Raw genomic sequence first — 26503 nt, 5'->3', positions numbered from 1 at the left:
GTTGGCTGGCTTAAAACCTAGCGAGTGAAATGACGCCCCACGCTATTCAGCGCGCTTGATAGGATGACGAACCACGGTCTTAAGTTTCTCCGGTGCGCATTTGCGTGGATCGGAGAGATAGATTTCGTGATGTAAACGGGTGTCTGAGAAGTCGGGAACATAGCCCAGCTCGGTCGTGTATTCATGCATAGCGTCTACGGTCGCCGGTTCGTTGTCGTAGGGCCCGGTGTGCATGCATTGAACGCAGAGACCCTCGTCAACTTTAAGCAGTTCGACGGCGGAAAAGTCCAGGTTCTTTTTGGTCGCGGCTTCCGCGACTGCCCAGTCAAAGTCATCTCGGGTGACGAAATCAGGCAGGCGGATGCACGAGATAAAGTTGAAATTGTCCTTGTGTACATAATCGATGTCGCCGCTCGGGGACTCTTGCCACCAGAAACCCTCGAGCGGCGGTACCACAAAGTCGAAATAGCCCTCGATACTCCTTGAGCCTTTCTTCGACATCTTGACGGTATAGGCGATGCCGTAAAGTAGCGGCAGGGCGTTTTGATACTCGCCACCTTCGGTATTTGGGTCGCCCTTTCCGCGAACGGCAACGTAGCTCATAGGCGGGACTGTTACGATGCTCGGCTTGCTTGCAGGTTTGTAGAGCTCCTTGCATTCCTTCTTAAAGTCGAACGCCATGTTGGCCGCCTTTCTGCGTATTGGCCTGCTTAGATAGTTGAATCATATCATAGAAACGAACAGCTGTTCGAATGATTTGGCTGACAGATTGAGATGCGTGCGTTGTGTTTGGCGGTCGGCCTGACCCCGTTGATGATTTCTCGGCCTCCCCGGCGCCCTATCTATAGCTGCCGTTTCCCCATATAAAACCTGCCAAAATAAACCTGTCCCTTTTTGGTAGGTGGGAAATGGGTAATACTAAAGAGTTATCCGACCAGATGGGAATTAATCGATGGCCTATATCGAATTCAAAGACGTCATCAAGGCATACGGCGAGGGCGATGCCCGCATCCACGCGCTCGACGGCGCGAGCTTTACGGTCGAGCGCGGCGAGCTCGCCATCATTTTGGGTGCTTCGGGTGCCGGCAAGACCACGGCCCTCAACATTCTGGGCGGCATGGACACGGCAACTTCTGGCACCGTGACGGTGGACGGGCGTGACGTGAGCTCTGCCAACGAGGCTCAGCTTGTGGAATACCGTCGCGCTGACGTCGGCTTTGTCTTTCAGTTCTACAATCTGGTCCCTAACCTGACGGCGCTTGAGAACGTCGAACTCGCGGCGCAGATCTGTCCCGATTCGCTCGATGCCGAGCAAACGCTTCGCCAGGTTGGCCTGGGCGACCGCCTCGCTAACTTTCCGGCGCAGCTTTCGGGCGGCGAGCAGCAGCGCGTATCCATCGCCCGCGCGCTGGCTAAGAACCCCAAGCTGCTTTTGTGCGACGAGCCTACGGGTGCACTCGACTACAAAACCGGCAAGCAGATCTTGCAGCTGCTACAGGACACTTGCCGCAAGCAAGGCATTACGGTCATCATCATCACCCACAACTCTGCGCTGGCGCCCATGGCCGATCGCCTGATCCGCTTTAAGAGCGGCCGCGTGGAGAGCGAGACGGTCCAGCAAAATCCTGTGCCTATCGAGACGATCGAGTGGTAGCGCCCATGAATCAGGACCGCCAAAACAGCCAACGCCGCGACGCGCAGAGCACGGAGCGCGAGCAGGATTTTACGACCTACCGCACCGCCCAAAGCTCAAACGATATGGTGCCGACGGTTTTTCGCCGTGGCATCTACCGCACGATTCGCGGCAGCCTCAAACGCTTCTTGTCTATCGTCGTGATCACCGCGCTTGGCGTGAGCGTGATGTGCGGCCTTAAGGCGGGCTGCGAGGACCTGTGTGATTCGGTCGACGCCTATTTTGACCAGCAGAATGTCTATGACATCAACGTGCAGTCGACCTATGGTCTGACCGATGACGATCTTGCCGCGATCCAAGAGGTCGATGGCGTCGAGACGGCCGAGGGCATCTATACCGAGACCGCCTATACCGCCGTGGATACGACGCGCGAGCGTGTCGTCGTACAGAGCCTCTCCAAAGAGAATATTGACCAACCGGTGCTAGTACGCGGCGAGCTGCCCGAGACTTCGGGCGAAGTGGCAGTGACCTCACGTTTTTTGAAGGCTTCGGGCAAGAAAATCGGCGATACGGTGAGCTTTGCCGCCAACGATGCGAGCTCGTCGAACCAAAGCGCCAAGGACCAGTTTGCCGATGGGGACTACACCATTACGGCTGAGGTCCTCGATCCCACTGATGTGAGCTCCGACTCGACAGTCAACGCCTTTCGCGCTGCTTCGACTGCGGACTACAAGTTCTACGTGAGCGAGGATGCCGCGACATCTTCTTCCTACTCCGCTGTCCACGTGGTCGTCGAGGGAGCCAAGAGCCTCAACTCCTATTCGGATGCCTACTCGGCAAAGATCAATGAGGTCAAGGGCAATATCGAGAAGATCCGCGAGGGACGTGAGAAGGCGCGCGCTCAGGAGCTGACGGTCGACACACCGGCGAGCTTGGACGCGGCTGAGCGTCAGGCGAATATGGTCTTTGGGATCGAGCAGGACAACATCAATCGCATGGCCGAGGGCAGCGACGAGCGTGCGCAGGCGCAAGCCGACCTGGACCAGCGCCGCGCCGCCGCCGACCAGCAGTTTGCCGATGCCCGCGCCGAGCTCTCTGACCTGGGCGAATGCACCTGGTACATCCAGGACCGCGGCAATATCGCAAGCTACTCGAGCGTCGAGAGCGATAGTTCTTCGATCGAGGCCATCGCCACGGTGTTCCCGTTCATCTTCTTTATCGTCGCCGTGCTCATCAGCCTCACCACCGCCACGCGCATGGTCGAGGAGGAGCGCACGCTCATTGGCCTGTACAAGGCGCTCGGCTATTCGCGCGGGCGTATCCTGTCCAAATATGTGGACTACTCGCTGTGGGCGTGTCTGATCGGTGGCGTGCTCGGCAATATCATCGGATTTGTGGGCCTGCCGCTGTTCCTGTTTACGGTGTTCGACGACATGTACTCGCTGCCCCAGATGTTGCTTTCGTACGATATCGTGTCCTCGATTGTCTCGGTGGCGCTGTTTGCCGTGGGCGTGGTGGGCGCTACGATTATCGCCTGCCGCCACGAGATGGCCGAGACGCCGGCTTCGCTCATGCGTCCCAAGGCGCCGCGCGCCGGCTCACGCATTCTGCTCGAGCGCATCGGCTTTATTTGGCGCCGCATGGGCTTCTTGAACAAGGTGGCAGCACGTAACCTGTTCCGCTACAAAAAGCGCGCCTTTATGACCACCTTCGGTATCGCCGGCTGCACGGCGCTCGTGATTTGCGGTATGGGAATTCGCGACACGTCGGTGGCGCTTTCGCCCAAACAGTACGGGCATATCACGCGCTATGACTTGCTGGCGGTCGCCAATCCCGACGATTTTTCGCAGACGTGCGCGGCATTGGATGAGCGCAGCACGGCCAATGATTCCAACGTGACGGTGACCTCGATCCTGCCGATTATGACCGACAACGTCACCTTTACGTTTGGCGGCAAGAGCGAGACCGTGCAGCTCATCGTGATTCCCGACGACCGCACGGGTGACTTGGGCGATTACGTGCGCCTGGAGGATGAGTCCAAAGAACCGCTCGCCCTGCGTGACGGAGACGTGTATTTGAGCAAGAGCTCTCAGCTGGTGCTGGGGATCAAGCCGGGCGATACGGCACACGTCCAGGATTCGTCGCTCAATGTTGCCAAGGTCAAAGTCAGCGACATCTCGCTCAACTATCTGGGCAACACGCTTTACATGACGCAGGGCACCTATGAGCGCGCGTTCGGTCGAAGTGCACGCCTTAACGGCGTCTTTGTGCTGCTTAAGGGTTCGTCGGCCGACCAGATTGCGTTTAGCAAGAATCTTAAGAGTGACGGTTGGCTTACGATTTCGAGTACGTCCGAGCATTGGGAGAATTATGAGGCCAACTTCACCATCATCAACTCGGTCGTGGTGCTTGTGACCTTTATGGCGGCGTGCCTGTCGTTTGTGGTGGTGTTTACGCTGTCTAATACGAATATTTCGGAGCGCGAACGCGAGCTGGCGACCATCAAGGTGCTGGGCTTCCGCCGTGGCGAGGTGCATCACTACGTCAACAAGGAGACGTTGATCCTCACAGCGATCGGCGCTGCGCTGGGCGTGCCGCTGGGCGGCTTGCTGGCCGAGAGCTTTACCTACATTTTGCAGATGCCGTCGCTGTACTTTGACGTCGAGGTCGAGCCGCTGAGCTATGTGCTGTCCGTTCTGCTGGCATTTGGCTTTACGTTTATCGTCAACCTCGCCACCAACCGTACCCTCAACAAGATCGACATGGTCGGCGCCCTCAAGAGCGCCGAGTAACCTGCCAAAAAGGGACAGGTTTATTTTGGCAGGTTTTATCGGGGCAAACGCCGGACAACCATTAGGTGGCCCGGCGTTTGCCCCGTTTTGCTGGGGATGTCTGTCGTTCAGTGCTCTTACTGGCCAATCCAGTGTTGCGCATAGCTCTTAATGTCCTCGGTAAAACCGTCAAGGTCGTCAAGGGTGATCACGCTGTCGATAAGCAAATTGGCTATCTCGCGGTGCATTGTGCTGCGGCGAATGTCGTTTGCAATTACGCCTGAGGACAGCTTGTCTCTATTGAGGCGCTCTTCTAGTGCCCAAAATCTACTGGACGCTTCACTGTCGCCGTTCAGTATCTCAACGTACTGGCCGATGAGCTTTTCCATATAACGTTCTTGCCATTGAGGAAGCATTTTCTTAAACAGCTTCCAGTCGCTTTCGGCTACGTCGCGCATATGTCCTCCGCTCGTCAAACGGGCTTTCCATTTGCCTTTCATTCTATTTGGTTTTCGCTCACAGGCGTGGATGAGAGGCTCTCTTTAGCTTTCGAGATTGGGCTTGAACGGGTCGTATGCCACAAAACGGGCCTATCTGCTACGTTTGCTACCACACCCTCGACCGTGACAAAGATTGTGAAATTAAAAACGCAGGTAGAGGGCTTGTCAATTTTCGGAAAAGGCGGGTATGGTCGGCCCTCTCGGGTTAAACGTAGTAAATGGGCCCTTTTCTTGGCGCGCGGTCAGCTCAATGCTAATCTCCGTGCCGGAACTGACCCAGTTGTTTGTCAGTTGCGGTGATATACGGACCGTTTGGCGCTTTGGAGCCTCAAAACAGTCCCTATTTCACCGCAACTTGGAAGGGGCAGGCGGTGTCGGATGAGTGGCGCTGGCTGGTTGGGGCGGTTTAGGCCTGTTTGCGGCACTTCCATTGTTTGCGGCACCAGCGCATGAGCGCCTTTATGATGGGAATCGTGATGAGGATGATCCATGCAGGATGGGGCTGTCCCAAACAGAGCCACATGTAGAGGAACCAAGCGATGGCGGCTGCCGGGTAGATGACCTCGATCAGCTTAGACAGGTGGCGCCGATCGATGAAGTCACCAATCGCGTAGTAAACGGGAATCAAAAAGACGAGGAAAAGCCCCATGCCCCATGTGCCGTAGACAATGCCGAGCGCCAGATAGGCGAGAGTGACAAGTGCGGGGAAGGGGAATTTGTTCCATGCACGTCCGACCTTGGTGTGGAAATGCTTGCCATGATGGTCGAGCTTGTCGTGTGCTTCCTTCCAGCTGGAAAACGTCTCGCCGTCGATGGTGACGGTGCCGTCATCATTGGTGCGTACGCTATGTCCATCGTCCTCAAGCGTATCGATATGCACGCCGCCCGGCCCCACATGCACCTCTTCGTCCTTGCGCTCGTTGGTCACATGGATGCCGCTCCAACCAACATGGACTTCCTCGCCTTTATTGGGATCAATGACGTGGATACCGCGCGCGAGGGAAATATCGACAAGTGGTTTGTCGCCGCAATCGGCGTGCTCGGCAGAATCCTCAGCCTCGTCAGCCGCATCCGCCGTCTCGGTGTCGGCGCTACCGTCCTCCGGGTCGTCGGCATCGTTAGCCGCCTCCCCATACAGCAGCTCATCCAGCGACACGCCATACAGCGCGGCGAGCGCAATAAGGTTATCGGTATCGGGCGAGGATTCGCTGCGCTCCCATTTACTGACAGCCTGACGACTCACACCCAGCTGGGCGGCAAGCGCCTCCTGAGAAAGCCCGGCAGCCTTGCGGCGATCGACGAGGCGCTGTGCCATCGCAAGATCCATGGTGGTTCCTTTCGTTTGATGGTCGAATCGAATGAGCCGAGTATGCCGAGAACAACCGGTAGCGACCACCATTTCTAGTTAGAATCTGCCCCAACCCTACCGCAACTACCGGTAGCAACCCCTAACGACCAGCCATTTCAGGACAAATGTCAGTGCTACTCTCAGCTAAGAGCCTGCAACATCCCAAAATCTCAGCCCACGCACTTGCAGCAAGAAGACGAATAGCCTCGGCCTCCCTAGTTACCGCAGGAGGCCCCAGGGCTTTCCTCCCAAATCTTTCCGCAGGACGGAAGGACCCCGCCGCGCGAAGCGCGCAGCGGGGTCCTGACATGTCCGAGGACGATTTGGGAGGTAAGCCCTGGGGCCTCCGATGGGGGCAGTTCCAGCCGAGGCTATTCGTCGCCGAAGCTGATGCCCAACGCCTTGGCCTCGCGCACCAGATCGCTCTGGGGGTCGACATATTTGAGCTTGCCGGCGACCTCCTCGAGCGGCATGTGGCACATCTTGCCGTCACGCAGGGCAATCATGTAGCCAAACTCGCCGCGTAGGCAGCCGAGCGCTGCCTCGACACCGCACTGGGTCGCAAAGATGCGGTCCTGGGCGTCGGGCTGGCCGCCGCGCTGCGTGTGGCCGGGGATGGCGACGCGGGTCTCGCGACCGGTCTTGGCCTCGATCTCCTTGGCGATGTCGTACACGATTGACGGGCTCGTACGCTCGGCGAGCTTCTTCTTGTACTCCTTCTTGGACAGCGCCGCGTCCTCCTTGGAGATAGCACCCTCGGCGACGGCTACGATGGTAAAGCGGCTGCCGGTCTCCATGCGATGCTCGATGGTCTTGATGACGTTATCCATGTCGTAGGGGATTTCGGGAATCAGGATGACGTCCGCGCCGCCCGCGACGCCGGCGTACAGCGGGATCCAGCCAACCTTGTGGCCCATGATCTCGATGACAAACACGCGGCCGTGACTCGAGGCAGTGGTGTGGATGTCGTCGATGCACTTGGTGGCGACGTCGATGGCGCTCGTAAAGCCAAACGTCAACTCGGTGCCCCAGGTGTCGTTATCGATGGTCTTGGGCAGGGCGATAACGTTGAGGCCCTCTTCGCGCAGACGGTTGGCGGTCTTGGTGGATCCGTTGCCGCCCAGCATAAACAGGCAGTCGAGCTGCAGCTTATGATAGGTGTGGACCATTGCGGGCACCTTCTCGACGCCATCGGCCTCGGGAACATCCAGGCGCTTGAACGGCGTACGGCTCGTGCCCAGGATGGTGCCGCCGCGGGTGAGGATGCCGCTAAAATCGGCGGGCGTCATAACACGGAATCTGCTGTAGATAAGGCCCTGGTAGCCGTCCTCAAAACCATAGATCTCGATAGGCTCTTCGCTATTGGTCATGAGCGTTTTGACAATGCCGCGCATGGTGGCGTTGAGCGCCTGGCAGTCGCCGCCACTGGTAAGAAGACCGATCCTAAGCATGATGAATCCTTCCGGGCAAGTTATAACATGCGCATAAGTTTACCCCCGCACACTGTTGATACGGGGGTAAAACGTGTTAGCTCAAGCGTATAGAAATGTAAGCAACGTCAGGCGAGCGTAAGGTCGATGGGCCTGGCTCCTTACAGCGCGAAGGCGTCGACGTCGCCCCAGTGGCGGCGCAGCGTGATGGCGGCAGCGGGCTCGGTGTTGTCAAAGACGACCGACCACTGCGTGTTGCTGGTGATGTCTTCCGGATTGGGCTCTTGCGCTGCAGCGCGTAGGGCCTTCCAAGCGACTGCCTCATCTTGGGCGCCGGCATGGGCGTCAAGGACATCGGCGATTGCGACGGCGCGCTCTTTACCATGGCCCAGCTCGCCGTTCTTTTGGTTGGGGAGCACCTCGTCACCATAGCAGGCGTAGAAGTTCGTAACCTGGCGTACAGGAGTCGCCTTGCATGCACGGTCGGGGTCGCGCGGATCCCACTCCACCACCCGCGCGTCACCGGCGGCGTCGTTGATAAAGAAGTGGTAATCGCGTCCGGCCATGGCGTGCATGTCGTAGGCAGAAAGCAGGTCGACGGCCTCCTGCGTGGTGGCCGCGCGGTCGAGCACCAGACGGATGGCGAGCGAAGTGTTGATGACGGGGCGCTGTGTGTCCTGGTCACAGGGCTTGGAATCCAGGGTGAGCACGGCAATGGACACGCCGCATTCGTTGACACCGTCGAGCTGGGCAAACGGGCCCATCAACGCCGCGGCGCGTCCGGCGACGGAGTCAAGTGGAGTGTTGGCGCCCAGGTTATTGAGGGCCGCAAAGCCGATGGAGGCATAGCCGTCGCGCGGGTGATTGCGCACCAGCAGCGCCGAGGTGTCGTCCTTAAAGTCGTAATTGCGACCGGTGCGCACGCGGCCTTCGGCATCTACGGCGACAAAAGCGCTGCAGGCAAACTGGGGTGCCTGGACATGTGCCGGCACGCCGGGGAGCACCTGCGCCACCACGGCATCGATGTAGGCCTGGTCGTCGCGCACGCCAGCGGCGATGATGCGGTCAAGGCCGTAGTCGTAAGCAATGTCGATTGCGTACAGGTCATAGCCATCCGCATAGTCGGTCAAGCGTTTGAGTGACGCGACGGACTTGATTTGTTTGCGATAAACGATACCGGTGGCAGCGGCAAGGCCGACGGCGGCTCCCGCGACACCGCAGGCGATGGCAATGTTACGTGGCTTCATGACGACTCCTCTCGTCCTGTTAGTGCAATTGTCGCAAAAGGAGCGCGGACATGATGACTCAACTTGGTGAGCGGCGCGGAATTAAGCACGGAATGAAGAGTGCGGCGCTGGCGCGGCGGGGTATGCTGGAGGGGACCATCAACCCAGCGAAAGGGGAGAGCATGACGGATCAGGAAACGCCCGAGCGCGCGCATGTGACGGCCGACGATATCGAGGCCGCCAACGACCTTATCGACTTTATCGAGGCATGCCCCAGCATGTTCCATACGGCGGCGACCATTATGGCCGAGCTCGACGAGGCGGGCTTTACCTACCTGCCCGAGAACGCGGCGTGGGATATCGAGCCGGGCGGGCGTTATTACACGCAGCGCAACACCTCGAGCGTTATCGCCTTTAAGGTGGGCGAGGACCTGGCCGCGACGTGGGGCGAGGACGGCGTTGCCGGTGACTATCATTTTCAGCTCACGGCGTCGCACAGCGATTCGCCGACGTTTAAGGTCAAGGCCGTGCCCGAGCTCGATGGTGCGGGCGAGACGCTGCGCCTGAACACCGAGGCCTACGGCGGCATGATCGACTACACCTGGTTCGATCGCCCGCTGGCGCTCGCGGGTCGCGTACTGGTGCGCGAGGGCGACCGTATTGAGAGCCGCCTGCTTGCCACCGAGCGCGAGGTTGCCATTATTCCGAGCCTTGCCATCCACATGAACCGTGGCGTTAACGAGAGCTTTGCTCCCAACCGAGCCGTTGACCTGTGCCCGCTCATCAGCGCTGGTGACCTTAAGCAGGGCGACTTTGACGCCCTGATCGCCGACGAGCTGGACGTTGAGCCCGAGCAGATTTTGGGCCGCGACCTGTTCCTGGTCAATCGACAGGATGCACGTATTTGGGGCTGGGCCGACGAGTTTATCTCGACGCCCAAACTTGACGATCTGGCCTGCGCCTACACCTCGCTGCAGGCATTTTTGGGTGCCGAGAATGCGCACGACGTCTCGGTCTACTGCTGCTTCGATAACGAGGAGGTTGGCTCCGAGACCAAGCAGGGCGCCATGTCGACGTTCTTGGCCGACGCGCTGCGCCGCATCAACGGGTCGCTGGGCTTTGACGACGAGTCGTATCACCGTGCGCTTGCCGCTTCGATGCTCGTGAGCTGCGACAACGCGCATGCCGTGCACCCCAACCACGCCGAGAAGTGCGACGCCCATAACCAGGTTGTGCTCAACGGCGGCATCGTCATCAAGGAAGCCGCCAACCAGCACTACTGCACCGACGCCTTTAGCCGCGCGGTGTTCCAGGCCATTTGCGATGACGCCGATGTACCCACGCAGGCCTTCGCCAACAAGAGCGATATGGCCGGCGGTTCTACCCTGGGCAACCTGTCGAACATGCAGGCGAGCATGCATGCCGTAGACGTGGGCCTGCCGCAGCTGGCTATGCACTCGAGCTACGAGACCGGCGGCGTGCGCGACGTGATGTACGCCATCCGCGCCCTCACCGCCTTCTACGAGCGAAACCTAACCATCAACGGCGCCGAAAGCGTGGAGCTCTAAAACCTGCCAAAAAGGGACAGGTTCATTTTGGCAGGTTTTATCTGGGCGAATGCAAGGGGTGAAACCGAACTAGATCGGTGATGCGTAGCCGCCGAGGTGCAGTGCGCCTCGGCGGCTTTTTGTGTACAGAGTACGGCTAATGCTTATAAGTGCTTTACATGCTTTACGTATCTACCATAGTATTTTATGATAGTTTTGAAGTACTAAGGAGGGGCTATGACCACAACCGCCGCTCAGATCAACGTACGTCTCGATGCCGATCTTAAAAGGAGTGGGGACGCCGCTCTCTCCAAGGCCGGTATGACGCCGAGCCAAGCGGTGCGAGCGCTCTGGCAGCTTGCAGCGTCGCTGGCCGATCGCCCCGGTGCGCTCGAGGATATCCTGCTGCCCAGTCGTGCCCGGGCGGAACAGCGCGAGCGCGAAAAGGCCGCCAAACGTAAGCTCGAGCTCATGGATCAGGGGTCGAAGCTGTTCGCTGCCGCTTGCCGTGAGTCGGGAATCGATATGGTCAAGGCTCAGCCATCGGACGACGAAGAGCTCAAACGGAATGCCTATGCTGATCGCTATGGCGAGGAGATGAGCTGGCTCTATGAGTGAGACTCCAAAGCGCATCTTGGTTGACACCAACGTGTGGCTCGATTACTTCATTCCCTCACGACGTGGTCGTTCGGTGGCGATTGAGTTTTTACGCGATGCATGCACGGCACAGGCTGATTTGCTGTACGCGGCGACATCGTCCAAAGACCTGTTCTATTTGATTTCAAGCGAACATAAGGCATGGTATCGGCGCGAGCATGGTTCGCTTTCCCAAGATGCCGCTGCGGCAGCGACATCGCTTGCATGGGATTGTCTTAGCGTGCTGTCGCAGCTTGCCACGTCAGTGCCCTGTGACCTGAGCGACATCTGGATGGCGAGCAGGCAGCGTGAGCTCCATAGCGATTACGAAGACGATTTAATCATTGCGGCAGCGATACGCGCTCAAGCAGATCTACTGGTCACCAACGATGTCAAACTCTGTTCACACGCACCCGTCGCAGCAATGAGCGCAGAAGACGCAAAGAATTACTTAGCAACGCTCTAGCAATTTGAAGATCCCGCAGGTCGAATAAAAGTCAGCGAATGCCCCCAGGCAGGGCCGCGCCAGCCAGTCCCTACAGGTTGAACAAAAGTCAGCGAGAGCCCGTCTGGGCGAGCAAGGTGCCTTGAAACAAGGCGGCATTGACCTTCTGGTCATGCCGCCGAAGTTGAAAGGCAGATTGCCGTCCAGACGGGCTCGCAGCGTCGGCTCATTACGCCGTTTGTAAAACGGCGTAATTCTTAGTGTTCGATCCAGCAGCGCAGGGTCTCGCCGGCCTGCAGGTGACGCAGATTCTCCGCGGCGATGTCGACCACGTTGTTGAGCGTGGCGGCCAAGTGGAACCAGCCGGAGATGTGCGGCGTGATGAGCATGTTGGGCGCATCCCACAACGGGCTTGTCTCTGGCAGCGGCTCGGGGTCGGTGACGTCGACCGCGGCGCCGGCGAGATGTCCTGATTCCAGGGCGGCAACTAGGTCGTCGGCAACCACAAGATCGCCGCGGCCGCCGTTGGCAAAGAAGGCGCCCGGCTTCATCGCGGCGAAGAACTCGGCGTTCGCCAGGCCGCGGGTCTCGGGTGTGCTGGGCATAAAGGATGCGACGACGTCTGCCTCGGCCAGGCGCTCGGGCAGGGCATCCATGCCGTCCATGTCCTCAAACACAATGGGGTAGACGAGCGGATGGCGCTTGATGCCGCGGACGTGTGCGCCCATGCTGCGGCAGAGCGTGGCAAAGTGGCCGCCGATATCGCCCGCGCCCAGCACCAGCACGTTGGCATTTTTGAGCGAGGTAACCGGCCCCAAATCCTCCCAGCGATGCTCGCGCTGCAAGTCGTGATAGCCGGGCAGGCGCTTCATCATGGAAAGGACCATGGCAAACATGTGCTCGCTCACGGCCTGGCCGTAGGCGCCCACCGAGCAAGACAGTTTGGCGTCGGCTGGCACGGTGCCGGCGGCAAGGTAGTCGTCATAGCCGGCGGTCTGCAATTGCAACAGCTGGAGATGCTCGCATGCCGTGAGCATGTCAGGGTCGATGTTGCCCAGGATCACGTCGGCATCGGCGACCTGCTTGCGCGCGGCGGCGTCGGCGCTCGTGTAGATAAAGTCCTCGCCCGGAGCGCTCGACTCAAGAATTGCGCGATGACGGTCGTTGACGGGCAGCAAAACCAGGATGTTCACAGGCAGTCCTCTCCGCTCAACCTGCCAAAAAAGGGACAGGTTTATTTTGGCAGGTTTTATCGGGCAAACGTTCAAACAAAAACGCCGGATGCAAGACGAGCGTGCCCGTCAGCATCCGGCGCATCCACGGCTACCAGCTCAGCAGCTCGTAGCCGTCCTCGGTCACCACGAGCTGTACCTCGCACTGGGCCGAATCGCTGCCGTCCTTGGTGCGCACGCACCAGCCGTCGCCCTTGCTGATCTTGATGTCGGGCGCTCCGGCGTTGACCATGGGCTCGATGGTAAAGACCATGCCCGGCACCATGATGGTGTCCACATCGGGCGCCTCGGTGGTAAAGCCCACAAACGGGTCCTCGTGGAACTCCTTACCGATGCCGTGTCCGCCGTACTCGCGCACCACGCTAAAGCCGGCGTCCTCGACGGTCTTTTGTACTGCCTCGGCCATAACGGAGAGCGGTAGCCATGGCTTGACGGCTGCCAGACCCGCCTCCACGCTGGCACGGGTGACGTCGACCAGGCGCTGGCGCTCGGCCGAGACCTCGCCGATGCAGAACATGCGGCTCGAATCACTAAAGTAACCGTCCAAGATCGTGGAGCAGTCTACGTTGATGATGTCGCCCTCGTGCAGCACGTCCGTATCGCAGGGAATGCCGTGGCAGACCACATCATTGATCGAGGTGCACACGCTCTTGGGGTAGCCCTCGTAGTTGAGGTCGGCCGGCGTGCCACCGTGCTCGACGGTGTAGTCGTAGATCATCTGGTCGATCTGGTTGGTGGTCATGCCTGCGGCGATATGCTCGCCCACATAATCGAGCACGCCCACGTTGATGGCTGCCGAGCGCTTGATGCCCTCGATATCGGCGGGAGTCTTGTAGAGCGTGCGAGGCAGAACCTCCCAGCCTTCTTCCCACAAGCGCTCGAGGCGCTCATCAAAGGCGCTATGGCATTTCTTGTATTTCTTGCCGCTGCCGCACCAGCAAGCGTCGTTGCGGCCGGGCACGGGTCCTTTGTCATACATGGCTAACTTCCTTTCATTCGCAGCTAGTATAGCCCACCCACGCGGCCATAAAAGTTGCGGTGATATAGTTCCGATTTAAGCGGTTTAACAGCACAAATAGGAACTATATCACCGCAACTGATGGGGCGGGATGGCGGGCACTAGCTGCTGCGTGGTTTTGCTAGTAGCTCACCTGGCAGGGAATACCGAGGGCGCGCACGCGCGCGGCAATGGCGTCGAGCACCTCGGGCGCTGCTTTGGCAAGGCCGGCGACTGGTGTCTCGCGCGCGACCGTGTAGATGGTCGCCTCCTGCGGACGAATGCGCTCAAGCGCCGCGAGCCAGGGGGCAACATACTCCTCGCCGGTATTGTCGATGAGCTTGCCCTGATACTCGCCGGTCAAAAAGATCGTCTGGATAATAACGTGACCGTCAAAGCTTGCGAACGTCTCAATCTGGTGCTCGACGTCGTAGGGGCCAACAGGCTGGTCGAGCAGCTGGATAAACGCCGGGTCGACGGTATCGAGCTTGAGGATGTTGTCGTCGACCATCATGAGCGCATCGTGCACTTGGGGACGGTCGGCGCGCGTGCCGTTGGAGAGCACGGCGATCTTGGAGTTTGGGGCTAGCTGGTCGCGCAGCGCAACGGCGCCGGCGATGGCCTGCGGAAAATCGGGTGCGGCGGTGGGCTCGCCGTTGCCTGCGAAGGTGATCACATCGGGGAGCTCGCCCTCGGCTGCCATCTCGCGCAGCTTTGCCTCGAGCGCGTCGAGTACCACGGCGGCTGTGTTGTACGGCTCGTGGCAGGGGCGCTCGGCGTTGAGGCCGTTTTCGCAGTAAATGCAGTCGAACGTGCAGATCTTGCCGCTGGCCGGCATCATGTTGACGCCGAGCGAGAGACCAAGGCGACGGCTGCGAACGGGCCCAAAGATGGGGCTGGCATTCAAAAACGTAGACATAGGCATATGCTCCTCAAGACAATTGTGCCTAAGCATAGCATCGGCTCCAAAGCAAGGTGCGGGCTCTTGCTTTACAAGTTTCGTTTTTTCACGTCGCTCATTATGACGTGCCATGAAAAGCCTCGGGTCGGGTACAGTTAATCTGTTAACAAGGCGTAAGGCAATGCGGGTCCATCCAACCGTACTGATGTACAACTGGATGGGCATTGATGACGGGGGCACAACATGGATTTTACGGTCGAGAACGCGGGCACCACGATTGCCTGTCGCGAATATGCCGGCCCGGATGTATCGCCTGATGCTCCCGCCTTGGTGTGCGTGCACGGTGCGTGCGTCGACGGCGTCTTTTTTGACGCCATCGCCCGCGAGCTCGCCTGTGGCTATCGCGTCATTGCCTACGACCGCCGCGGTTGCGGCGAGAGTGGCGACGCTGCAGACGGACGCTACGACCTCGCCACCCAAGCCGCCGACCTGCAGGCCGTTATCGAGCATATTGGTGCTCCGGCAAACGTGCTCGCGCACAGTGCCGGTACGCTGGTGACCCTGGAGCTTCTCCGTGCAAACCCCGCCATAATCTCGCGTGCGATTCTGCATGAACCCGCCGTGACGGATGAGGGTGCCGGCCTGGGCGCGGCCCCGGTTTTGCTCGAGATGATCGCCGCGGGAAAGGTCTCCAGGGCATTACGGGCCTTCCTGGGTGCCATCGGCGATTCGGACCCTGAGGCCCCCAAGTTAACCGAGGCAGAAGCCAAGCATGCTCTGCGCAACGGCCGCAGTTTCATGGCGAACGAATACGGGATTACTATGACCTGCGTTCCCGATTGGGGCAGCGTTCGTGCGTCAAAAACGGTGGCCGCCGTGCTTTTGGGCGAGCTCTCGATTGGTACGCCCCGCGAGGCGGGAACGAGGATAGCGGCTGAGCTTTTGGACTGTCCGCTCGTAATGGTTCCCGGCGCGCACAACGGCCTGCGCGATCGCCCGGCAGCGGCTGCCCAGACTGTCCGTGGCATCCTGGGGCTCTAGCAGCTGCAAAAAACAAAACAGGCTTCAGCCGCAAACGTTTCGGCCATGTTAACAAATGTTCTCAAAACCTCACGTCTGCGGCTTCAATCGCGCCGTCTGCCAACTCATAAAAATGTAACAGCATTCACGTGCTTACCTGCATCGACAAGGTGCTACTCTGGTACCGTTTGGAACCCACCGCTACCAAGCGAAACTATCGAAAGGGCCCCATATGCTCAATAATCACGAGGCAAATCTAACCGACGAGGAGGCTGCCGCTGAGGTCGCCCGCGTCGCGAAGACCTACCCCGTGGTGCGTTTGCTGTCGGCCGATCAGATTAAGAGCGAGCCTAACTGCCTACTCGCCGGCGATCGGTGTCCCTGTCTGCGTCAGTCAAGTCTTGAGGCCTTAGCAGGTTCCGATGATGTATCGGAGCAGCTACTCAATGATGGTACTGAGTACCGCGCCCGTCTGCGCCCTCTGAAGGTCGAGGGCGAGCCTCACGTCCTGCTGATGGTGCGTCCGATTGATGAGCAAGAGGCCGCAGAAGAGGACCTTGTCTACACCGACGTGCTGACGAGCGTGCGCAATCGCCGATATTACGAGGAAAAGCTCCGCAACGCCCGCATGAAGGCCGGTGTTGCGATGATCGACCTTGATGATTTTAGGGTCTTCAACGATACGTGTGGCCGCCATGCCGGCGACCTTGCGCTCGGTGCTGTGGCAACAGCCATACGCAGCGGTATTCGTTCGACTGACGAACTTGTGCGCTATGGCTGTGACAAGTTTGTAGCTGTCATGCCCAATATTCCCTCCGATGACTTTGCCCGTCGTCTGCGTCAGGTATCCGATGCCGTCCATTCCACGATTATTCCGGGCCATGAGCACGTGAGCTTGACGGCATGTGTTGGTGGCGTTCGCATTCATGGCGAGACGGTCGATGAGGGCGTTGGCCGCGCTGTCCAGTTACTGAGCCGTGCCAAGGCAAAAGCCGGTACGGTCGTGACCGATGGCGATTCCATCGAGGCCTTCCAAAGCGAAAAGCCTTCGGTGCTTATCGTCGATGACTCCGAGATGAACCGAGCCATTCTCAGCGAGATGCTCAAGGACGAGTATTGCATCCTCGAGGCCGACCACGGTCGTGCGGCGCTCGACATGGTCGACCGCTATGGCGATGAGTTGTCGCTCGTGCTGCTGGATATTGTCATGCCGGGCGTAAGCGGCTTTGAGGTGCTGGCCGATCTGTCGCGCCGATCGGTTAGTGACAATCTGCCCGTCATCATGATTTCGAGCGAAGATTCCGATGATATGGTTCTGCGCGCGTACGAGCTGGGCGCCTCGGACTATATCAACCGCCCGTTTGACTCCCGTGTCGTGCGCCGCCGTGTAAGCAACACCATCCGCCTATACGCCAAACAGCGCCGCCTGACGAACCTGCTGTCCCAGCAGTACAACGAGCGTGTCAAGAACAGTCGCATGCTCATCGACATCATGGCTGGCGTCATGGAGCTTCGTAACGGCGAGAGCGGCAGGCACGTTACGAACATCGAGAAGCTGACCGAGCTGCTGCTTGGCTGTCTGGTCCGGCGTAGCGACACGATCTCCCTCGACAATGAGGAACGCTCCACGATCGCCCTGGCTTCGGCGCTGCACGATATCGGCAAGATGTCGATTGACGATGCGATTCTCAACAAGCCCGGACGCCTTACGCCCGAGGAGTTCGAGATTATGAAGACGCATACCACGATCGGCGCCGACATGCTGCGTGAGCTGGGTAGCCATCACGCCGGCAATGCGCTTATGGAATATGCGTACCAGATCGCGCGTTGGCACCACGAGCGCTGGGACGGCAAGGGTTATCCCGATGGCCTTAAGGGCGACGAAATTCCCATTGCCGCACAGGTGGTTTCGGTGGCCGACGTGTACGATGCCCTGACGAGCGTGCGCGTGTACAAGGACGCTATCCCGCACGAGGAAGCGATCAAGATGATTCTGGACGGTAAGTGCGGCACCTTTAACCCGTTGCTGCTCGACTGTTTGCTCGAGGTGCAAGACCAAATTGCCGAGACATTGGCACGCCCCGCCGATGTCGTCGCGTTTCCTACGATTTAGTTTGACCAAAGGAGTTTTTAATCCATGATTTCCATGCGTGAGGCGTATGAGAAGATCGGCGCTAATTATGATGACGCGTGCGCTCGGCTGATGGGCGGGGAAATGCTTGCCCGCTTTGCCCTCAAGTTTTTGGATGACGAGAGCATGGACAAGCTGGAGGCCGCCATGGCGGCGGGAGACGCCGAAGGTGCGTTTATGGCAGCGCACACGCTCAAGGGCGTGAGCCAGAACCTGGGATTCGATAATCTGTACGAGCCGGCGGTCGTGGTGACCGAGGCGTTGCGCGGCGCCGATGCCGTTGACGGCGCTCGCGAGGGAATGCATGCGTTGCAGCAGCAATATGCGGCAACGATGTCGGCCCTGCGCGAGGCGGCCGAATAAGAGCTTGCGGGCCTTGATGACTATGAGAGTGGATAATCTCCCGTTTTAGGCCCGGTGGCGGCCTCAAAGTGGGAGATTATCCACTCTCGTTCGATATGTGTCCAAAAATCCACGCTCACCCCTCCGGGTTAGTAAATGGCCTATGCGCACTGGCGGGGCTTTCCGCATGCAATCAATATCGTTGTTCGATAAACTGTTCGAATAACGATAGAGTCGATGAGGGTGAGTGTATGTCTAACAGCGTTCAGCGTATGGCCAAAGCGGGCGAAAATATCAGGAAGCTTGGCTTTTGCATGGCAGCCGTTTTTGCAGGGATGCTCGTCGCTTTTGCCGCGTTGGTTGTTTACGTGATCTGGTATGCGGTTGCAAACGTTGCCTCTGTCGATTCTTTCGGCGTCGTGACGCTTCTCGATGGCGGGTGCATCGTTATCCCAAGCGGACTGTGCCTGGCACTCGTCGTGGGTATTTCGCTTGTCGTTCTGTGTGGGATCAGCCGTAACATCTCGCGAGGCGTCTCGCCCTTTACCAAGACGCATGTGCGGCTTATCCGTGTTCTTGCGCTTGCCTTTGCTGTTAACGCCGCGGTTTCGCTTATTGGTGCCTACGGATCGGTCAATCTTACCATTGGTGGGCTGGAGCTTTACGTCGTGCCTCATTCCTTCGTTATTGAGATTTGCCAAGGCGTTGCCTTTGATGCGGGGTCGCTTATCGGCGCGGCTGTCTGTCTGTGTATCTCGGTGATCTGGAGTTATGCCTCGCTGCTCCAAGAGCAGTCTGACGAGCTTGTGTAGGAGGAAGCATGAGCTATCTCATCATCGAGCTTGAGACGCAGCTACTTAAGACCGGAAAGACCAGTGCTGATCTGATTCGTGCCACGGGGCATACTCCGGCTAATATTTCTAAGCTAAGAAACGGAAAAATTAAAGCTATTCGCCTTAAGACGCTTCTCGATATTTGCGATGAACTTGACTGTCAACCGGGAGATATTATTCAGCGCGTGAGCGAGAAAGAGCTTGAGGAGCTTATTGTTGAGCGTGCAAAAAATATCGTGAGGCAGATGCGGGACGGCGGAGGCAATGAGGCGTTGCTTCCGACATCAGTCTTTGCTGTAGATTTGAGCGACGAGTAGCATAAAGCGAACAACTATAACGAAATATCAGCGTAAAGGGGCCCGTGTCTAACACGGGTTCTTTCTTTTAGATTACCTTGACAAATATGAGTTATCGAAAAACAATAACAACTATGAAAAACGATAAAGGAAAGAAGGAACGATATGAGCGGTTTTGCTATCAAGCAGAATAGGAGGCCAATGAGCGCATCAGCGATAAAGCTATCAAAGGTGTCAAAGCGCTATGGAAAACGGCGTGTGTTGCATGACGTTTCCTTCGAGGTGCATCAGTCTGAACTTTGCGCCCTTGTTGGTGCAAACGGGGCGGGCAAAAGCACGCTTATTAAAATAGTGCTGGGCCTCTGTGAGCCATCGTCGGGGAGCGTGGAGCTCTTTGGAGGCAAGTCGAAAAAAGAGCTGAGCCTGATGCGGACGCGTGTCGGCTATGTGCCAGATTCCAGCGGAGCATACCAATCCCTCAGTGCGGTGGAGAATCTTCGGATCCGATGTGCGGAATGGGGGCTCGATGAGAAACGTGAGGTTCCTCGCGTCTTGGGCCTAGTCGGGCTGGACGTCGATGAGAAAAAGAGCGTGAGCAGTTTTTCTCTGGGAATGAAACGGCGACTGGATATAGCTACGGCTTTGTTGGGCGACACCGACGTACTAATTTTCGATGAGCCGGCAAATGGGTTGGACCCGCTGGGCATCGAGAGTATATGGGCCCTTATCGGCCGATTGAATCGAGAACAGGGTAAGACCATGCTCATCTCTAGCCATGATTTGGATGAGTTGGCATCGGTTGCAACAAGTTGCGTGTTTATTCATGACGGTGAACTGCTGAAAAAGGAATCGATGGATGTCATAAGGGATGAGGCGTCGTCCCTAAAAGAATATTACAGGCGCTTGATGAACGCGGTCTCGCTATGAAGCGGGCGATCCATCCCATAAAGGCAGATATGATGCGTCTACACAGGATGTTTCCGGCGCAGTTTGGTCTTACGCTTATGTTGGCGTGCGGTCTTCTCTTCGGTGTTTTTCTAAATAACGGAGCAACGTTGCTAGGCTTTGGCTATGGCGTTTGTGGGGAGGATATTGGTTTCTTCTGGAATGCAATCGATCCTTCTGCGCCTGATGAGTCCCTTGCGCGCAGCGCTTTTGCCGGTACATCCCTGTTCGTTCCACTCATCGTTTGTTTGGTGCTTTTACAGGAGCATGGCTATAAAGAGGGATACCGAATTTCTTCAGCAAGAGGTCTCGCCCGCTTTAATGGGGCTTTGGCACATGTGCTTTCGTCTGCTTTAATAGTCGGCGCAGCATATAGCGCACTTTGCCTTCTTTTGTTTGCAATAGCCATACTGCGTGGGGGGCAAAACTACACGCACGGCATGCTGACTGCATTTTTGCCTGCGATGATAATCAACGCCGTATTGGTGATATCGGTTGCGCTGGAGACGGTGACCATCTATCGGATTACAGGCAGCGCTGTATTGAGCGGGGCTGCAATCATAATCGGATTTGTCATGAGCTTGACGCTCTACGGAGCCTTCCTTCAGGCACCTATACCATCCTTGCGATGGATCTTCTTCCTTCCTGGGCCGTACCTTGGAGTCGGATGCGCCCTTGGGTATAGCGATATGGGGCAACTGGCGCTTCTGGGCTATGGCGTGGCAGCCAGCTGTTTATCGGTATTGATTTACGCTCTCGTGAGCTTTCGTGCTGGGGGTGTGCTCAATGGCTCGTCAGATTAAAAGATTCCTCCATTCAGAATTGAAGCACGTGAGTAAATGGACGTACGCCTTAATCCCGGTAATTTATGCGTGCATGGTGATATTGCAGCTTAATTCTTTCCCGATGTGGTTCTGCAGCCTCCGTGAGAACAGTTTCTTGGGCTTCTTCCCAGACCCGACGCTTCGGCTATCGGCGGAGGATGTCCTTCTATTTGGTAATGCAGAGGTTTTTCGCGGTCTGCTGTTCAACGTAGCCCCGTTGGCTCATGCATTGTTCTTTCCGTTCATCGCGGCTTGTATTGTGCCGCGCTTTGTCAGTTCGGGCTTTGTCGAGGAACCGTGGGGGCTGTCGGAGGCTCGGGGAGGGAAGCGGGCGTGCGTTACCGTTGCGCGAGCGATGCTGTCTTCTTTCGCCCTATTGGGCGCGTTTATCCTGTCAAGTGTCGTTTTGTACTGTCTTAACTGCGCAATCGTTTTGGATGCTCAACAGTATTTCAACCTGAATATGTTTTGCGATCGACTTCTTCTGGCGAGTGCGGTCTGCCTTGCATACGTGGTCTCTTGCGTGATCGTTGTTTCCTATTTTGGATCCGGCTTCGGTCCTATTGGCATGCTGTTGCTTGTCAACGTCGTAACGATCTACATACAGGTCGGAGCCAATTCCATGCTTCCGTTTCCGTCCTCGATGCTCATGTGGATTTGCGGCGTGACCCCGTTGGAGGATGGTCAATGCGTTTCGATTTTAATTGACTGCCTCATAAACGTAGCAAGCGTTCTTGCCATTTGCTTTACCGTCGACCAATTGCGGTCGAGATTTCTTTGATTGTTTGTGAGGGATAATCATACCGAGCATATCAAATACAGGGGGGCGGGCACCGTAGCTGGTGTCCGCCCCCCCCGGCTTAGGAGGCTTTAACCTGAGTGGTTCGCGAGCTAGCGGGCCTGCTTTACCTTTGCCGCCGCCTCGACAAACGACTTCCACAGGTTAAAGTCGGTTTCGAGCGTCTTCCACGTGTACTCGGGATGCCATTGCACGCCTAGACAGAATGGTTGGCCTTCGACCTCGATGCACTCGGGAATACCGTCGGTTGCCTTGGCGACCAAGCGCGTGCTTTTACCCAGACGATCGACGCAGCAGTGATGTGCTGAGTTGGTCTGGATCAGTCTGTGGCCGCCAAGCGCGCGCTCCAGCAGCGAGCCCGGCATGACTTCGACAGGGTGCACGGGATCGTTGAGCACGTGGGTATGGCGCCACTGTGTGCGGCCCTCGCGAGCGCCCAGGCTCGGCACGTCCATGCACAGAGTGCCGCCAGTGGCGACATTGAGCAACTGCGTGCCGCGGCAGGTGGTAAAGAGCGGCTTTTTGGCGCGGAGCACCTCGCCGACCAGCTTAAACTCAAAGCAATCGCGGATCTCGCAGCAGAGGGTGGGGTCGTAGGGTCGATCATCGCCCCAGCGTTTGGGGTTGACATCCGGGCCGCCGGGAATAGCGATACCGTCGGCGATATCGACGTAATGGCGGATGACCTCAATGTCCTCGGTGATGGACATCTGCAGCGGCAGGCCGCCGGCGGCAAGGATGGCATCGACAAAGACGCTGGCAATCTCCTCGTTGGGGGAGAGCGTCTCGCTTAAAAACGGCTTTGCCTCTTCCCAACGCGGCGCGACGAGGATGAGTGGGCGGTCGGCGGGGGCGACGTCGACATGTGGGGTGTAGGGCGATGAACTGCGAGTTCCGATCATAGGTGTTGCTTTCGAATCTAAAGGTGACAGGGCGCATGAGAGACGTGGGACAACACTTCCGATGGATTTGTCCCACGGGGTGGCTGGTTAGTGGCCCTTGATGGAGTTGAGGAAGTCCTGGGCGCGCTTGGTCTGGGGATGGTCGAAGAACTCATCGGGCGTGCCGGTTTCCACGATCTGGCCATCGGCCATAAACACGACACGGTCGGCCACGCGGCGGGCAAAGTTCATCTCGTGCGTAATGACGATCATCGTCATGCCCTGCTGCGCCAAGCGCACCATGACCTCGAGCACCTCATTGATCATCTCGGGGTCAAGGGCACTCGTGGGCTCATCGAAGAGCATGGCCTTGGGCTGCATAGCAAGTGAACGGGCGATGGCCACGCGCTGCTGCTGGCCGCCCGAAAGCTGTGCGGGTACCTTGTCGGCCTGCTCGGCCACGCCCACGCGGCTCAGCAGGTCCATGGCGCGCTCACGAGCCTCCTCCTTGGATACGCCCAGCACATCGACCGGTCCCAGCATGACGTTCTGCAGTACCGTCATATGTGCAAACAGGTTGAACTGTTGGAACACCATGCCCAGCTCGGCACGCATGCGGGCAAGGTCTTTGCCTTCCTGCGGCAAGGGCTCGCCCTCGATGAGGATCTCGCCCGAGTCGATGGTTTCCAGGCGATTGATGGTGCGGCACATGGTCGACTTGCCCGAGCCCGAGGGGCCGATCACCACGACGACTTCGCCGCGGTCGACCGAGAGATTGATGTCGTTGAGAACGTGCAGGTCGCCGTAGTGCTTATCGACGTGCCTGAGCTCGATCAGCGGCTGATTGCCGGTGGAAGAGGTGCTCTGTGCCATGGTGCTCGGCTCCTTATGACTCGAAATGGTAAAAGCGTTAGCGGATGATCGTCGCGCCGGTCTTGTGCGAAACGTAGACAGCGGCCTTGTTGATCGCGACGTTGATGAGGATGTAGATGACCGCGATAACCAGGTAGACCGACACGAGGGCGTCGTAGTTGGTAATGAGCACGCGGGCATTTTGCATGAGGTCGGGGTAGCTCACCACATAGGCGACGGTGGTGTCTTTGACTACGACCACGAGCTGCGAAATCAACGACGGAATGATAAACCGAATCGCCTGGGGCAATACGATTTTAAAGGTGATTTTGGCCTTGGAGAGACCGAGCGCCTGGGCTGCCTCGACCTGACCACGCGGCACGGCGTTGACGCCGGCGCGGAAGATCTCGGCAAGTACGCCGGCTGCAGCGAGCGCGACGGGAAGCGTGAGCATCCAAAACGACGGCAGTGAAATCTTGTACTGAGGCAGCACCAAAAAGAAGAAGTAGATGAACAGCAGGCTCGGCACGCCACGGAAGAAATCGGTGAGCACGCGGCAGACCAGCTGCAGCGGCTTGATGTCGCTGGTACGGCCGAGCATGAGGGCTAAGCCCAGTACCAGCGCGATGGCGCCGGCGGTGAGCGCGACCTTAACCGTGCCCTCAAAACCGGCAAGCAGGAACTTCCAGGTGGTGAGGTGCGTAAAGAAGTACCAGTAATGGACCGAAAGCTGGCCGGTCACATAAAAGCGCTGCAGTACCAGAGCGATGAGCGCGGCCACGGCAACAAGTGAGATGGCGGTGCCGACGCGAATCTTGGCGCGCATCTTGGGGCCGGGAGCCTCGTAGAGCGCATCGCGCATGGTGAGCGCAGAGGTGGAGTGCTTGCTCATCGGAGGATCCTCACCTTCTTATCGATATAGTTGCCAATGTGGCTCACCACAAAGGCCGTGCCCAGGTAGCCGAGCGCCGAGATGAAGAACGCGGCGACGCCGCCGAGCGAGCGCGTGTTGATGTAGCTCACCACGCCGGTGAGCTCCTGCGGTTTAAGCGGCACCTGACTGCCGAGCGCGGTGGTGAGCATGACGGCGATAAAGAGGTTGGTCATGGGCAGCACGCTCGAGCGCAGCGCCTGCGGAATCACGATCTTAGCGAGGATACGGCTGAAGCTCATGCCCAGCGAGCGGGCGGCTTCCACCTGGCCGACACCGACGGTGTTGATGCCGCTCATAAAGTTCTCGGAGCCAAAGGCGGAGCCCAGCAACACCGTGGCGACGATAACGCAGGTACGGTAGGGCAGAACGACCTTGAGTGGCGGCAATGCGTAGACGACGATGATGAGCAGCGCGATGCCGGGGATGTTACGGAAGACCTGGACATACAGGTCGCCAAAGACGCGCAGCGGCTTGAGCGGCGACACGCGCATCACGGTGACGGCGACGGCCAGCACCATGGCGATGGCAAACGACTCAAGCGTCATGCCCCAGGTTGCTAGCAGCGCGTCAATGTAGTTCTGGCCATAGAGCGACCAGAGCTCGGAGAGACTCATGCGGACCTCCCGCCGATAAGGAAAGGGGCTCCCGTGTGTACGGAAGCCCCGACAACTCAGTAAGGAAACAGTTTAGCGCAATAAAGCGCACCGTGCGTTTCCGTATGGTTTCGTTGCGGCCGTTACTAGGCGCGTTGCCTAGGCGCCGATCTCGGGCAGCTCGGGAACATTGGTGTCGCCCGTGCGGTCACCGATGCAGATCTGCCACAGCTCGGTCCAGGTGCCGTCGTCCTCGATCTTCTTAAGGAAGTCGTTGACAAAGGCGACGCCGTCGGAATCGAGCGGCAGGCCGATGCCATAGGGCTCCTTGCTGCCGAAGGGCTTGCCGGCGATCTTATACTTACCGGGCTCGCGGACCAGGGCGCTCTGCTGCATGTTGTTGTCGATGACGTAGGCGTCAACGCGGCCCTGCTGGAGTGCCTGGCGGGCCTCCTCGTCGGTCTTGAACTCCTGCTGGCTGGCCTTGGGAGCGAGCTCCTCCAGGATGGCGGGGCCGTTGGAGCCGGACTGGACGGCGACGTTCTTGTCGGCCAGGTCGTCGACGCTCTTGATGTCGTCGTTGTCGGCGAGCACCAGGATGGCCTGCTGGGTGTAGTAGTAGGGACCGGCGAAGGAGACGAGCTTCTTGCGCTCGTCAGTGATGGTGTAGGTGGCAAAGACAGCGTCGACTTGGCCGTTCTGCAGGACGGACTCGCGCGTGTCCGAGGTCACCTGGGTGATCTCGACCTTGTTCTCGCCCAGAATGTAGTTGGACAGGAGCTGTGCGATACCGGCGTCGAAGCCGCGGGTCTGACCGTCCTTCTCGTTGAGGAGGGAGAAGAGCGTGGAGGTCTGGACGCCACCGATCGTAAAGACGCCGGCATCCTTGACGGCCGTAGCCCAGGTGCTGGCGGCGATGGCGTCATCATCGGCCTTGGGGCCGTCGTTGACCAGCTTGTCGAATGCCTTGGCGTCGAGCGTGGCGGAAACCTCGGTATCCTCGGAGCTCTTGGAGGAACCGGCGGAACCCTTGTCGGCCTCGGTACTGGTGTCGGAGCAGCCGGCAAGACCAAGGCCGGCGACGGTTGCGAAGGTGGCGGCGACGAAGCCGCGGCGGTCGAGAACGACCTGCTGGGAGAGGTTCTTGCTCATGGTAGAACACCTTTCTCAATAAAATCCCTAGTGGTTGAGTAGAGTTATACCCTATCGCGCTCAAATGGGTCAACACGAAATAACTCAGAAACATACTTACCTTATGGGTTATTCTACCTACCATAAAGGGACAGGTTTATTTTGGTAGGTTTTACCTGGGGAAACGTCGATTATTATGGCTGAGATAGCGTTTTGCCGACGGCATGATCGCTCGCAGCGGTCGCTATAATGGCGG

The 26503-nt window shown here is 58.3% G+C and carries 26 protein-coding genes; 13 read left to right on the top strand and 13 right to left on the bottom strand.

The window, feature by feature from the left end:
• Positions 1–42: 42 nt before the first annotated feature.
• Positions 43–681 carry a GyrI-like domain-containing protein gene (locus tag I2E13_RS00605; RefSeq protein ID WP_195403880.1) on the bottom strand — a complete coding sequence of 213 codons (639 nt, stop codon included), beginning with the start codon at positions 679–681 and terminating at the stop codon, positions 43–45.
• 271 nt (positions 682–952) lie between these two features.
• Here I2E13_RS00605 and I2E13_RS00600 point away from each other — a divergent pair, with 271 nt between their 5' ends.
• Positions 953–1654 carry an ABC transporter ATP-binding protein gene (locus I2E13_RS00600; RefSeq protein ID WP_117816947.1) on the top strand — a complete coding sequence of 234 codons (702 nt, stop codon included), beginning with the start codon at positions 953–955 and terminating at the stop codon, positions 1652–1654.
• A gap of 5 nt (positions 1655–1659) precedes the next feature.
• Positions 1660–4425 carry an FtsX-like permease family protein gene (locus I2E13_RS00595; RefSeq protein ID WP_229057753.1) on the top strand — a complete coding sequence of 922 codons (2766 nt, stop codon included), beginning with the start codon at positions 1660–1662 and terminating at the stop codon, positions 4423–4425.
• 116 nt (positions 4426–4541) lie between these two features.
• Here I2E13_RS00595 and I2E13_RS00590 read toward each other — a convergent pair whose 3' ends face one another.
• The 4 genes from I2E13_RS00590 to I2E13_RS00575 all read right to left on the bottom strand — a co-directional run bounded on the left by I2E13_RS00590 (position 4542) and on the right by I2E13_RS00575 (position 8929).
• On the bottom strand, positions 4542–4862 hold the full coding sequence (locus I2E13_RS00590) for a multidrug transporter (protein WP_117635687.1): 321 nt from the start codon (positions 4860–4862) through the stop codon (positions 4542–4544).
• A 448-nt stretch (positions 4863–5310) separates the two neighbouring features.
• Entirely contained in the window at positions 5311–6231 is a 921-nt protein-coding gene (locus tag I2E13_RS00585) for a helix-turn-helix domain-containing protein (protein ID WP_195403879.1), read from the bottom strand.
• Between the two features lie 392 nt (positions 6232–6623).
• Complete coding sequence (locus tag I2E13_RS00580) at positions 6624–7703, bottom strand: 6-phosphofructokinase (RefSeq protein ID WP_195403878.1); 1080 nt, start codon at positions 7701–7703, stop codon at positions 6624–6626.
• A gap of 140 nt (positions 7704–7843) precedes the next feature.
• On the bottom strand, positions 7844–8929 hold the full coding sequence (locus tag I2E13_RS00575) for a carcinine hydrolase/isopenicillin-N N-acyltransferase family protein (RefSeq protein WP_195403877.1): 1086 nt from the start codon (positions 8927–8929) through the stop codon (positions 7844–7846).
• A 161-nt stretch (positions 8930–9090) separates the two neighbouring features.
• On the opposite strand from I2E13_RS00575, the gene I2E13_RS00570 reads away from it, so the two are divergent.
• From I2E13_RS00570 to I2E13_RS00560, 3 genes are all read left to right on the top strand, one after another.
• On the top strand, positions 9091–10476 hold the full coding sequence (locus I2E13_RS00570; RefSeq protein WP_195403876.1) for a M18 family aminopeptidase: 1386 nt from the start codon (positions 9091–9093) through the stop codon (positions 10474–10476).
• 216 nt (positions 10477–10692) lie between these two features.
• A complete protein-coding gene (locus I2E13_RS00565; RefSeq protein ID WP_195403875.1) occupies positions 10693–11073 on the top strand; it encodes a translation repressor RelB in 381 nt (126 codons plus the stop codon).
• On the top strand, positions 11066–11557 hold the full coding sequence (locus tag I2E13_RS00560; protein WP_195403874.1) for a PIN domain-containing protein: 492 nt from the start codon (positions 11066–11068) through the stop codon (positions 11555–11557). The genes I2E13_RS00565 and I2E13_RS00560 overlap by 8 nt, the downstream gene beginning before the upstream one ends.
• 236 nt (positions 11558–11793) lie before the next feature.
• Here I2E13_RS00560 and I2E13_RS00555 read toward each other — a convergent pair whose 3' ends face one another.
• The 3 genes from I2E13_RS00555 to I2E13_RS00545 all read right to left on the bottom strand — a co-directional run bounded on the left by I2E13_RS00555 (position 11794) and on the right by I2E13_RS00545 (position 14684).
• Positions 11794–12729 (bottom strand): NAD(P)-dependent oxidoreductase, encoded by a 936-nt coding sequence (locus I2E13_RS00555; RefSeq protein ID WP_195403873.1) that lies wholly within the window; start codon positions 12727–12729, stop codon positions 11794–11796.
• A gap of 130 nt (positions 12730–12859) precedes the next feature.
• Entirely contained in the window at positions 12860–13747 is an 888-nt protein-coding gene (gene map, locus I2E13_RS00550; protein WP_117584149.1) for a type I methionyl aminopeptidase, read from the bottom strand.
• A 160-nt stretch (positions 13748–13907) separates the two neighbouring features.
• Positions 13908–14684, bottom strand: coding sequence for a radical SAM protein (locus I2E13_RS00545; protein ID WP_195403872.1), 777 nt, complete (start codon positions 14682–14684; stop codon positions 13908–13910).
• A 225-nt stretch (positions 14685–14909) separates the two neighbouring features.
• On the opposite strand from I2E13_RS00545, the gene I2E13_RS00540 reads away from it, so the two are divergent.
• The 8 genes from I2E13_RS00540 to I2E13_RS00505 all read left to right on the top strand — a co-directional run bounded on the left by I2E13_RS00540 (position 14910) and on the right by I2E13_RS00505 (position 21838).
• Positions 14910–15707: an alpha/beta fold hydrolase gene (locus I2E13_RS00540; protein WP_195403871.1), complete on the top strand. Its 798-nt coding sequence runs from the start codon at positions 14910–14912 to the stop codon at positions 15705–15707.
• Between the two features lie 211 nt (positions 15708–15918).
• Positions 15919–17799, top strand: coding sequence for a diguanylate cyclase (locus I2E13_RS00535; protein ID WP_195403870.1), 1881 nt, complete (start codon positions 15919–15921; stop codon positions 17797–17799).
• A 24-nt stretch (positions 17800–17823) separates the two neighbouring features.
• Entirely contained in the window at positions 17824–18180 is a 357-nt protein-coding gene (locus I2E13_RS00530) for an Hpt domain-containing protein (protein ID WP_089572324.1), read from the top strand.
• A gap of 230 nt (positions 18181–18410) precedes the next feature.
• Entirely contained in the window at positions 18411–18971 is a 561-nt protein-coding gene (locus I2E13_RS00525) for a hypothetical protein (RefSeq protein ID WP_117798465.1), read from the top strand.
• 8 nt (positions 18972–18979) lie between these two features.
• Positions 18980–19309, top strand: a complete 330-nt coding sequence (locus I2E13_RS00520) for a helix-turn-helix domain-containing protein (protein WP_195403869.1) — start codon at positions 18980–18982, stop codon at positions 19307–19309.
• A 144-nt stretch (positions 19310–19453) separates the two neighbouring features.
• Entirely contained in the window at positions 19454–20215 is a 762-nt protein-coding gene (locus I2E13_RS00515) for an ABC transporter ATP-binding protein (RefSeq protein WP_195403868.1), read from the top strand.
• Positions 20212–21036: a hypothetical protein gene (locus I2E13_RS00510; RefSeq protein ID WP_195403867.1), complete on the top strand. Its 825-nt coding sequence runs from the start codon at positions 20212–20214 to the stop codon at positions 21034–21036. The genes I2E13_RS00515 and I2E13_RS00510 overlap by 4 nt, the downstream gene beginning before the upstream one ends.
• Positions 21020–21838: a hypothetical protein gene (locus I2E13_RS00505; protein WP_195403866.1), complete on the top strand. Its 819-nt coding sequence runs from the start codon at positions 21020–21022 to the stop codon at positions 21836–21838. The genes I2E13_RS00510 and I2E13_RS00505 overlap by 17 nt, the downstream gene beginning before the upstream one ends.
• Before the next feature lie 110 nt (positions 21839–21948).
• On the opposite strand, the gene I2E13_RS00500 is transcribed toward I2E13_RS00505, so the two are convergent.
• The 5 genes from I2E13_RS00500 to I2E13_RS00480 all read right to left on the bottom strand — a co-directional run bounded on the left by I2E13_RS00500 (position 21949) and on the right by I2E13_RS00480 (position 26268).
• Positions 21949–22758, bottom strand: a complete 810-nt coding sequence (locus I2E13_RS00500) for a gamma-glutamyl-gamma-aminobutyrate hydrolase family protein (RefSeq protein WP_195403865.1) — start codon at positions 22756–22758, stop codon at positions 21949–21951.
• A gap of 87 nt (positions 22759–22845) precedes the next feature.
• Positions 22846–23610 carry an amino acid ABC transporter ATP-binding protein gene (locus tag I2E13_RS00495; RefSeq protein ID WP_117746439.1) on the bottom strand — a complete coding sequence of 255 codons (765 nt, stop codon included), beginning with the start codon at positions 23608–23610 and terminating at the stop codon, positions 22846–22848.
• Positions 23611–23647: 37 nt separating this feature from the next.
• Complete coding sequence (locus I2E13_RS00490; RefSeq protein ID WP_117629933.1) at positions 23648–24481, bottom strand: amino acid ABC transporter permease; 834 nt, start codon at positions 24479–24481, stop codon at positions 23648–23650.
• Positions 24478–25137, bottom strand: coding sequence for an amino acid ABC transporter permease (locus tag I2E13_RS00485; RefSeq protein ID WP_022094657.1), 660 nt, complete (start codon positions 25135–25137; stop codon positions 24478–24480). The genes I2E13_RS00490 and I2E13_RS00485 overlap by 4 nt, the downstream gene beginning before the upstream one ends.
• 138 nt (positions 25138–25275) lie before the next feature.
• Positions 25276–26268: a glutamate ABC transporter substrate-binding protein gene (locus I2E13_RS00480; RefSeq protein WP_117802881.1), complete on the bottom strand. Its 993-nt coding sequence runs from the start codon at positions 26266–26268 to the stop codon at positions 25276–25278.
• Between the last annotated feature and the right edge of the window lie 235 nt (positions 26269–26503).

Origin of the sequence: Collinsella aerofaciens (assembly GCF_015554145.1) — a bacterium.
Lineage (GTDB): Bacteria > Actinomycetota > Coriobacteriia > Coriobacteriales > Coriobacteriaceae > Collinsella > Collinsella aerofaciens_AA.
Note: the sequence above shows the minus strand (reverse complement) of the source record. Positions and strands in the feature narration are given on the sequence as shown.

Bases quoted from the DNA above. Each gene is read 5' to 3' on its own strand.
- I2E13_RS00605 (WP_195403880.1), bottom strand. From the start codon at position 681: ATGGCGTTCGACTTTAAGAAGGAATGCAAGGAGCTCTACAAACCTGCA.
- I2E13_RS00600 (WP_117816947.1), top strand. From the start codon at position 953: ATGGCCTATATCGAATTCAAAGACGTCATCAAGGCATACGGCGAGGGC.
- I2E13_RS00595 (WP_229057753.1), top strand. From the start codon at position 1,660: ATGAATCAGGACCGCCAAAACAGCCAACGCCGCGACGCGCAGAGCACG.
- I2E13_RS00590 (WP_117635687.1), bottom strand. From the start codon at position 4,862: ATGCGCGACGTAGCCGAAAGCGACTGGAAGCTGTTTAAGAAAATGCTT.
- I2E13_RS00585 (WP_195403879.1), bottom strand. From the start codon at position 6,231: ATGGATCTTGCGATGGCACAGCGCCTCGTCGATCGCCGCAAGGCTGCC.
- I2E13_RS00580 (WP_195403878.1), bottom strand. From the start codon at position 7,703: ATGCTTAGGATCGGTCTTCTTACCAGTGGCGGCGACTGCCAGGCGCTC.
- I2E13_RS00575 (WP_195403877.1), bottom strand. From the start codon at position 8,929: ATGAAGCCACGTAACATTGCCATCGCCTGCGGTGTCGCGGGAGCCGCC.
- I2E13_RS00570 (WP_195403876.1), top strand. From the start codon at position 9,091: ATGACGGATCAGGAAACGCCCGAGCGCGCGCATGTGACGGCCGACGAT.
- I2E13_RS00565 (WP_195403875.1), top strand. From the start codon at position 10,693: ATGACCACAACCGCCGCTCAGATCAACGTACGTCTCGATGCCGATCTT.
- I2E13_RS00560 (WP_195403874.1), top strand. From the start codon at position 11,066: ATGAGTGAGACTCCAAAGCGCATCTTGGTTGACACCAACGTGTGGCTC.
- map (WP_117584149.1), bottom strand. From the start codon at position 13,747: ATGTATGACAAAGGACCCGTGCCCGGCCGCAACGACGCTTGCTGGTGC.
- I2E13_RS00545 (WP_195403872.1), bottom strand. From the start codon at position 14,684: ATGTCTACGTTTTTGAATGCCAGCCCCATCTTTGGGCCCGTTCGCAGC.
- I2E13_RS00540 (WP_195403871.1), top strand. From the start codon at position 14,910: ATGGATTTTACGGTCGAGAACGCGGGCACCACGATTGCCTGTCGCGAA.
- I2E13_RS00535 (WP_195403870.1), top strand. From the start codon at position 15,919: ATGCTCAATAATCACGAGGCAAATCTAACCGACGAGGAGGCTGCCGCT.
- I2E13_RS00530 (WP_089572324.1), top strand. From the start codon at position 17,824: ATGATTTCCATGCGTGAGGCGTATGAGAAGATCGGCGCTAATTATGAT.
- I2E13_RS00525 (WP_117798465.1), top strand. From the start codon at position 18,411: ATGTCTAACAGCGTTCAGCGTATGGCCAAAGCGGGCGAAAATATCAGG.
- I2E13_RS00520 (WP_195403869.1), top strand. From the start codon at position 18,980: ATGAGCTATCTCATCATCGAGCTTGAGACGCAGCTACTTAAGACCGGA.
- I2E13_RS00515 (WP_195403868.1), top strand. From the start codon at position 19,454: ATGAGCGGTTTTGCTATCAAGCAGAATAGGAGGCCAATGAGCGCATCA.
- I2E13_RS00510 (WP_195403867.1), top strand. From the start codon at position 20,212: ATGAAGCGGGCGATCCATCCCATAAAGGCAGATATGATGCGTCTACAC.
- I2E13_RS00505 (WP_195403866.1), top strand. From the start codon at position 21,020: ATGGCTCGTCAGATTAAAAGATTCCTCCATTCAGAATTGAAGCACGTG.
- I2E13_RS00500 (WP_195403865.1), bottom strand. From the start codon at position 22,758: ATGATCGGAACTCGCAGTTCATCGCCCTACACCCCACATGTCGACGTC.
- I2E13_RS00495 (WP_117746439.1), bottom strand. From the start codon at position 23,610: ATGGCACAGAGCACCTCTTCCACCGGCAATCAGCCGCTGATCGAGCTC.
- I2E13_RS00490 (WP_117629933.1), bottom strand. From the start codon at position 24,481: ATGAGCAAGCACTCCACCTCTGCGCTCACCATGCGCGATGCGCTCTAC.
- I2E13_RS00485 (WP_022094657.1), bottom strand. From the start codon at position 25,137: ATGAGTCTCTCCGAGCTCTGGTCGCTCTATGGCCAGAACTACATTGAC.
- I2E13_RS00480 (WP_117802881.1), bottom strand. From the start codon at position 26,268: ATGAGCAAGAACCTCTCCCAGCAGGTCGTTCTCGACCGCCGCGGCTTC.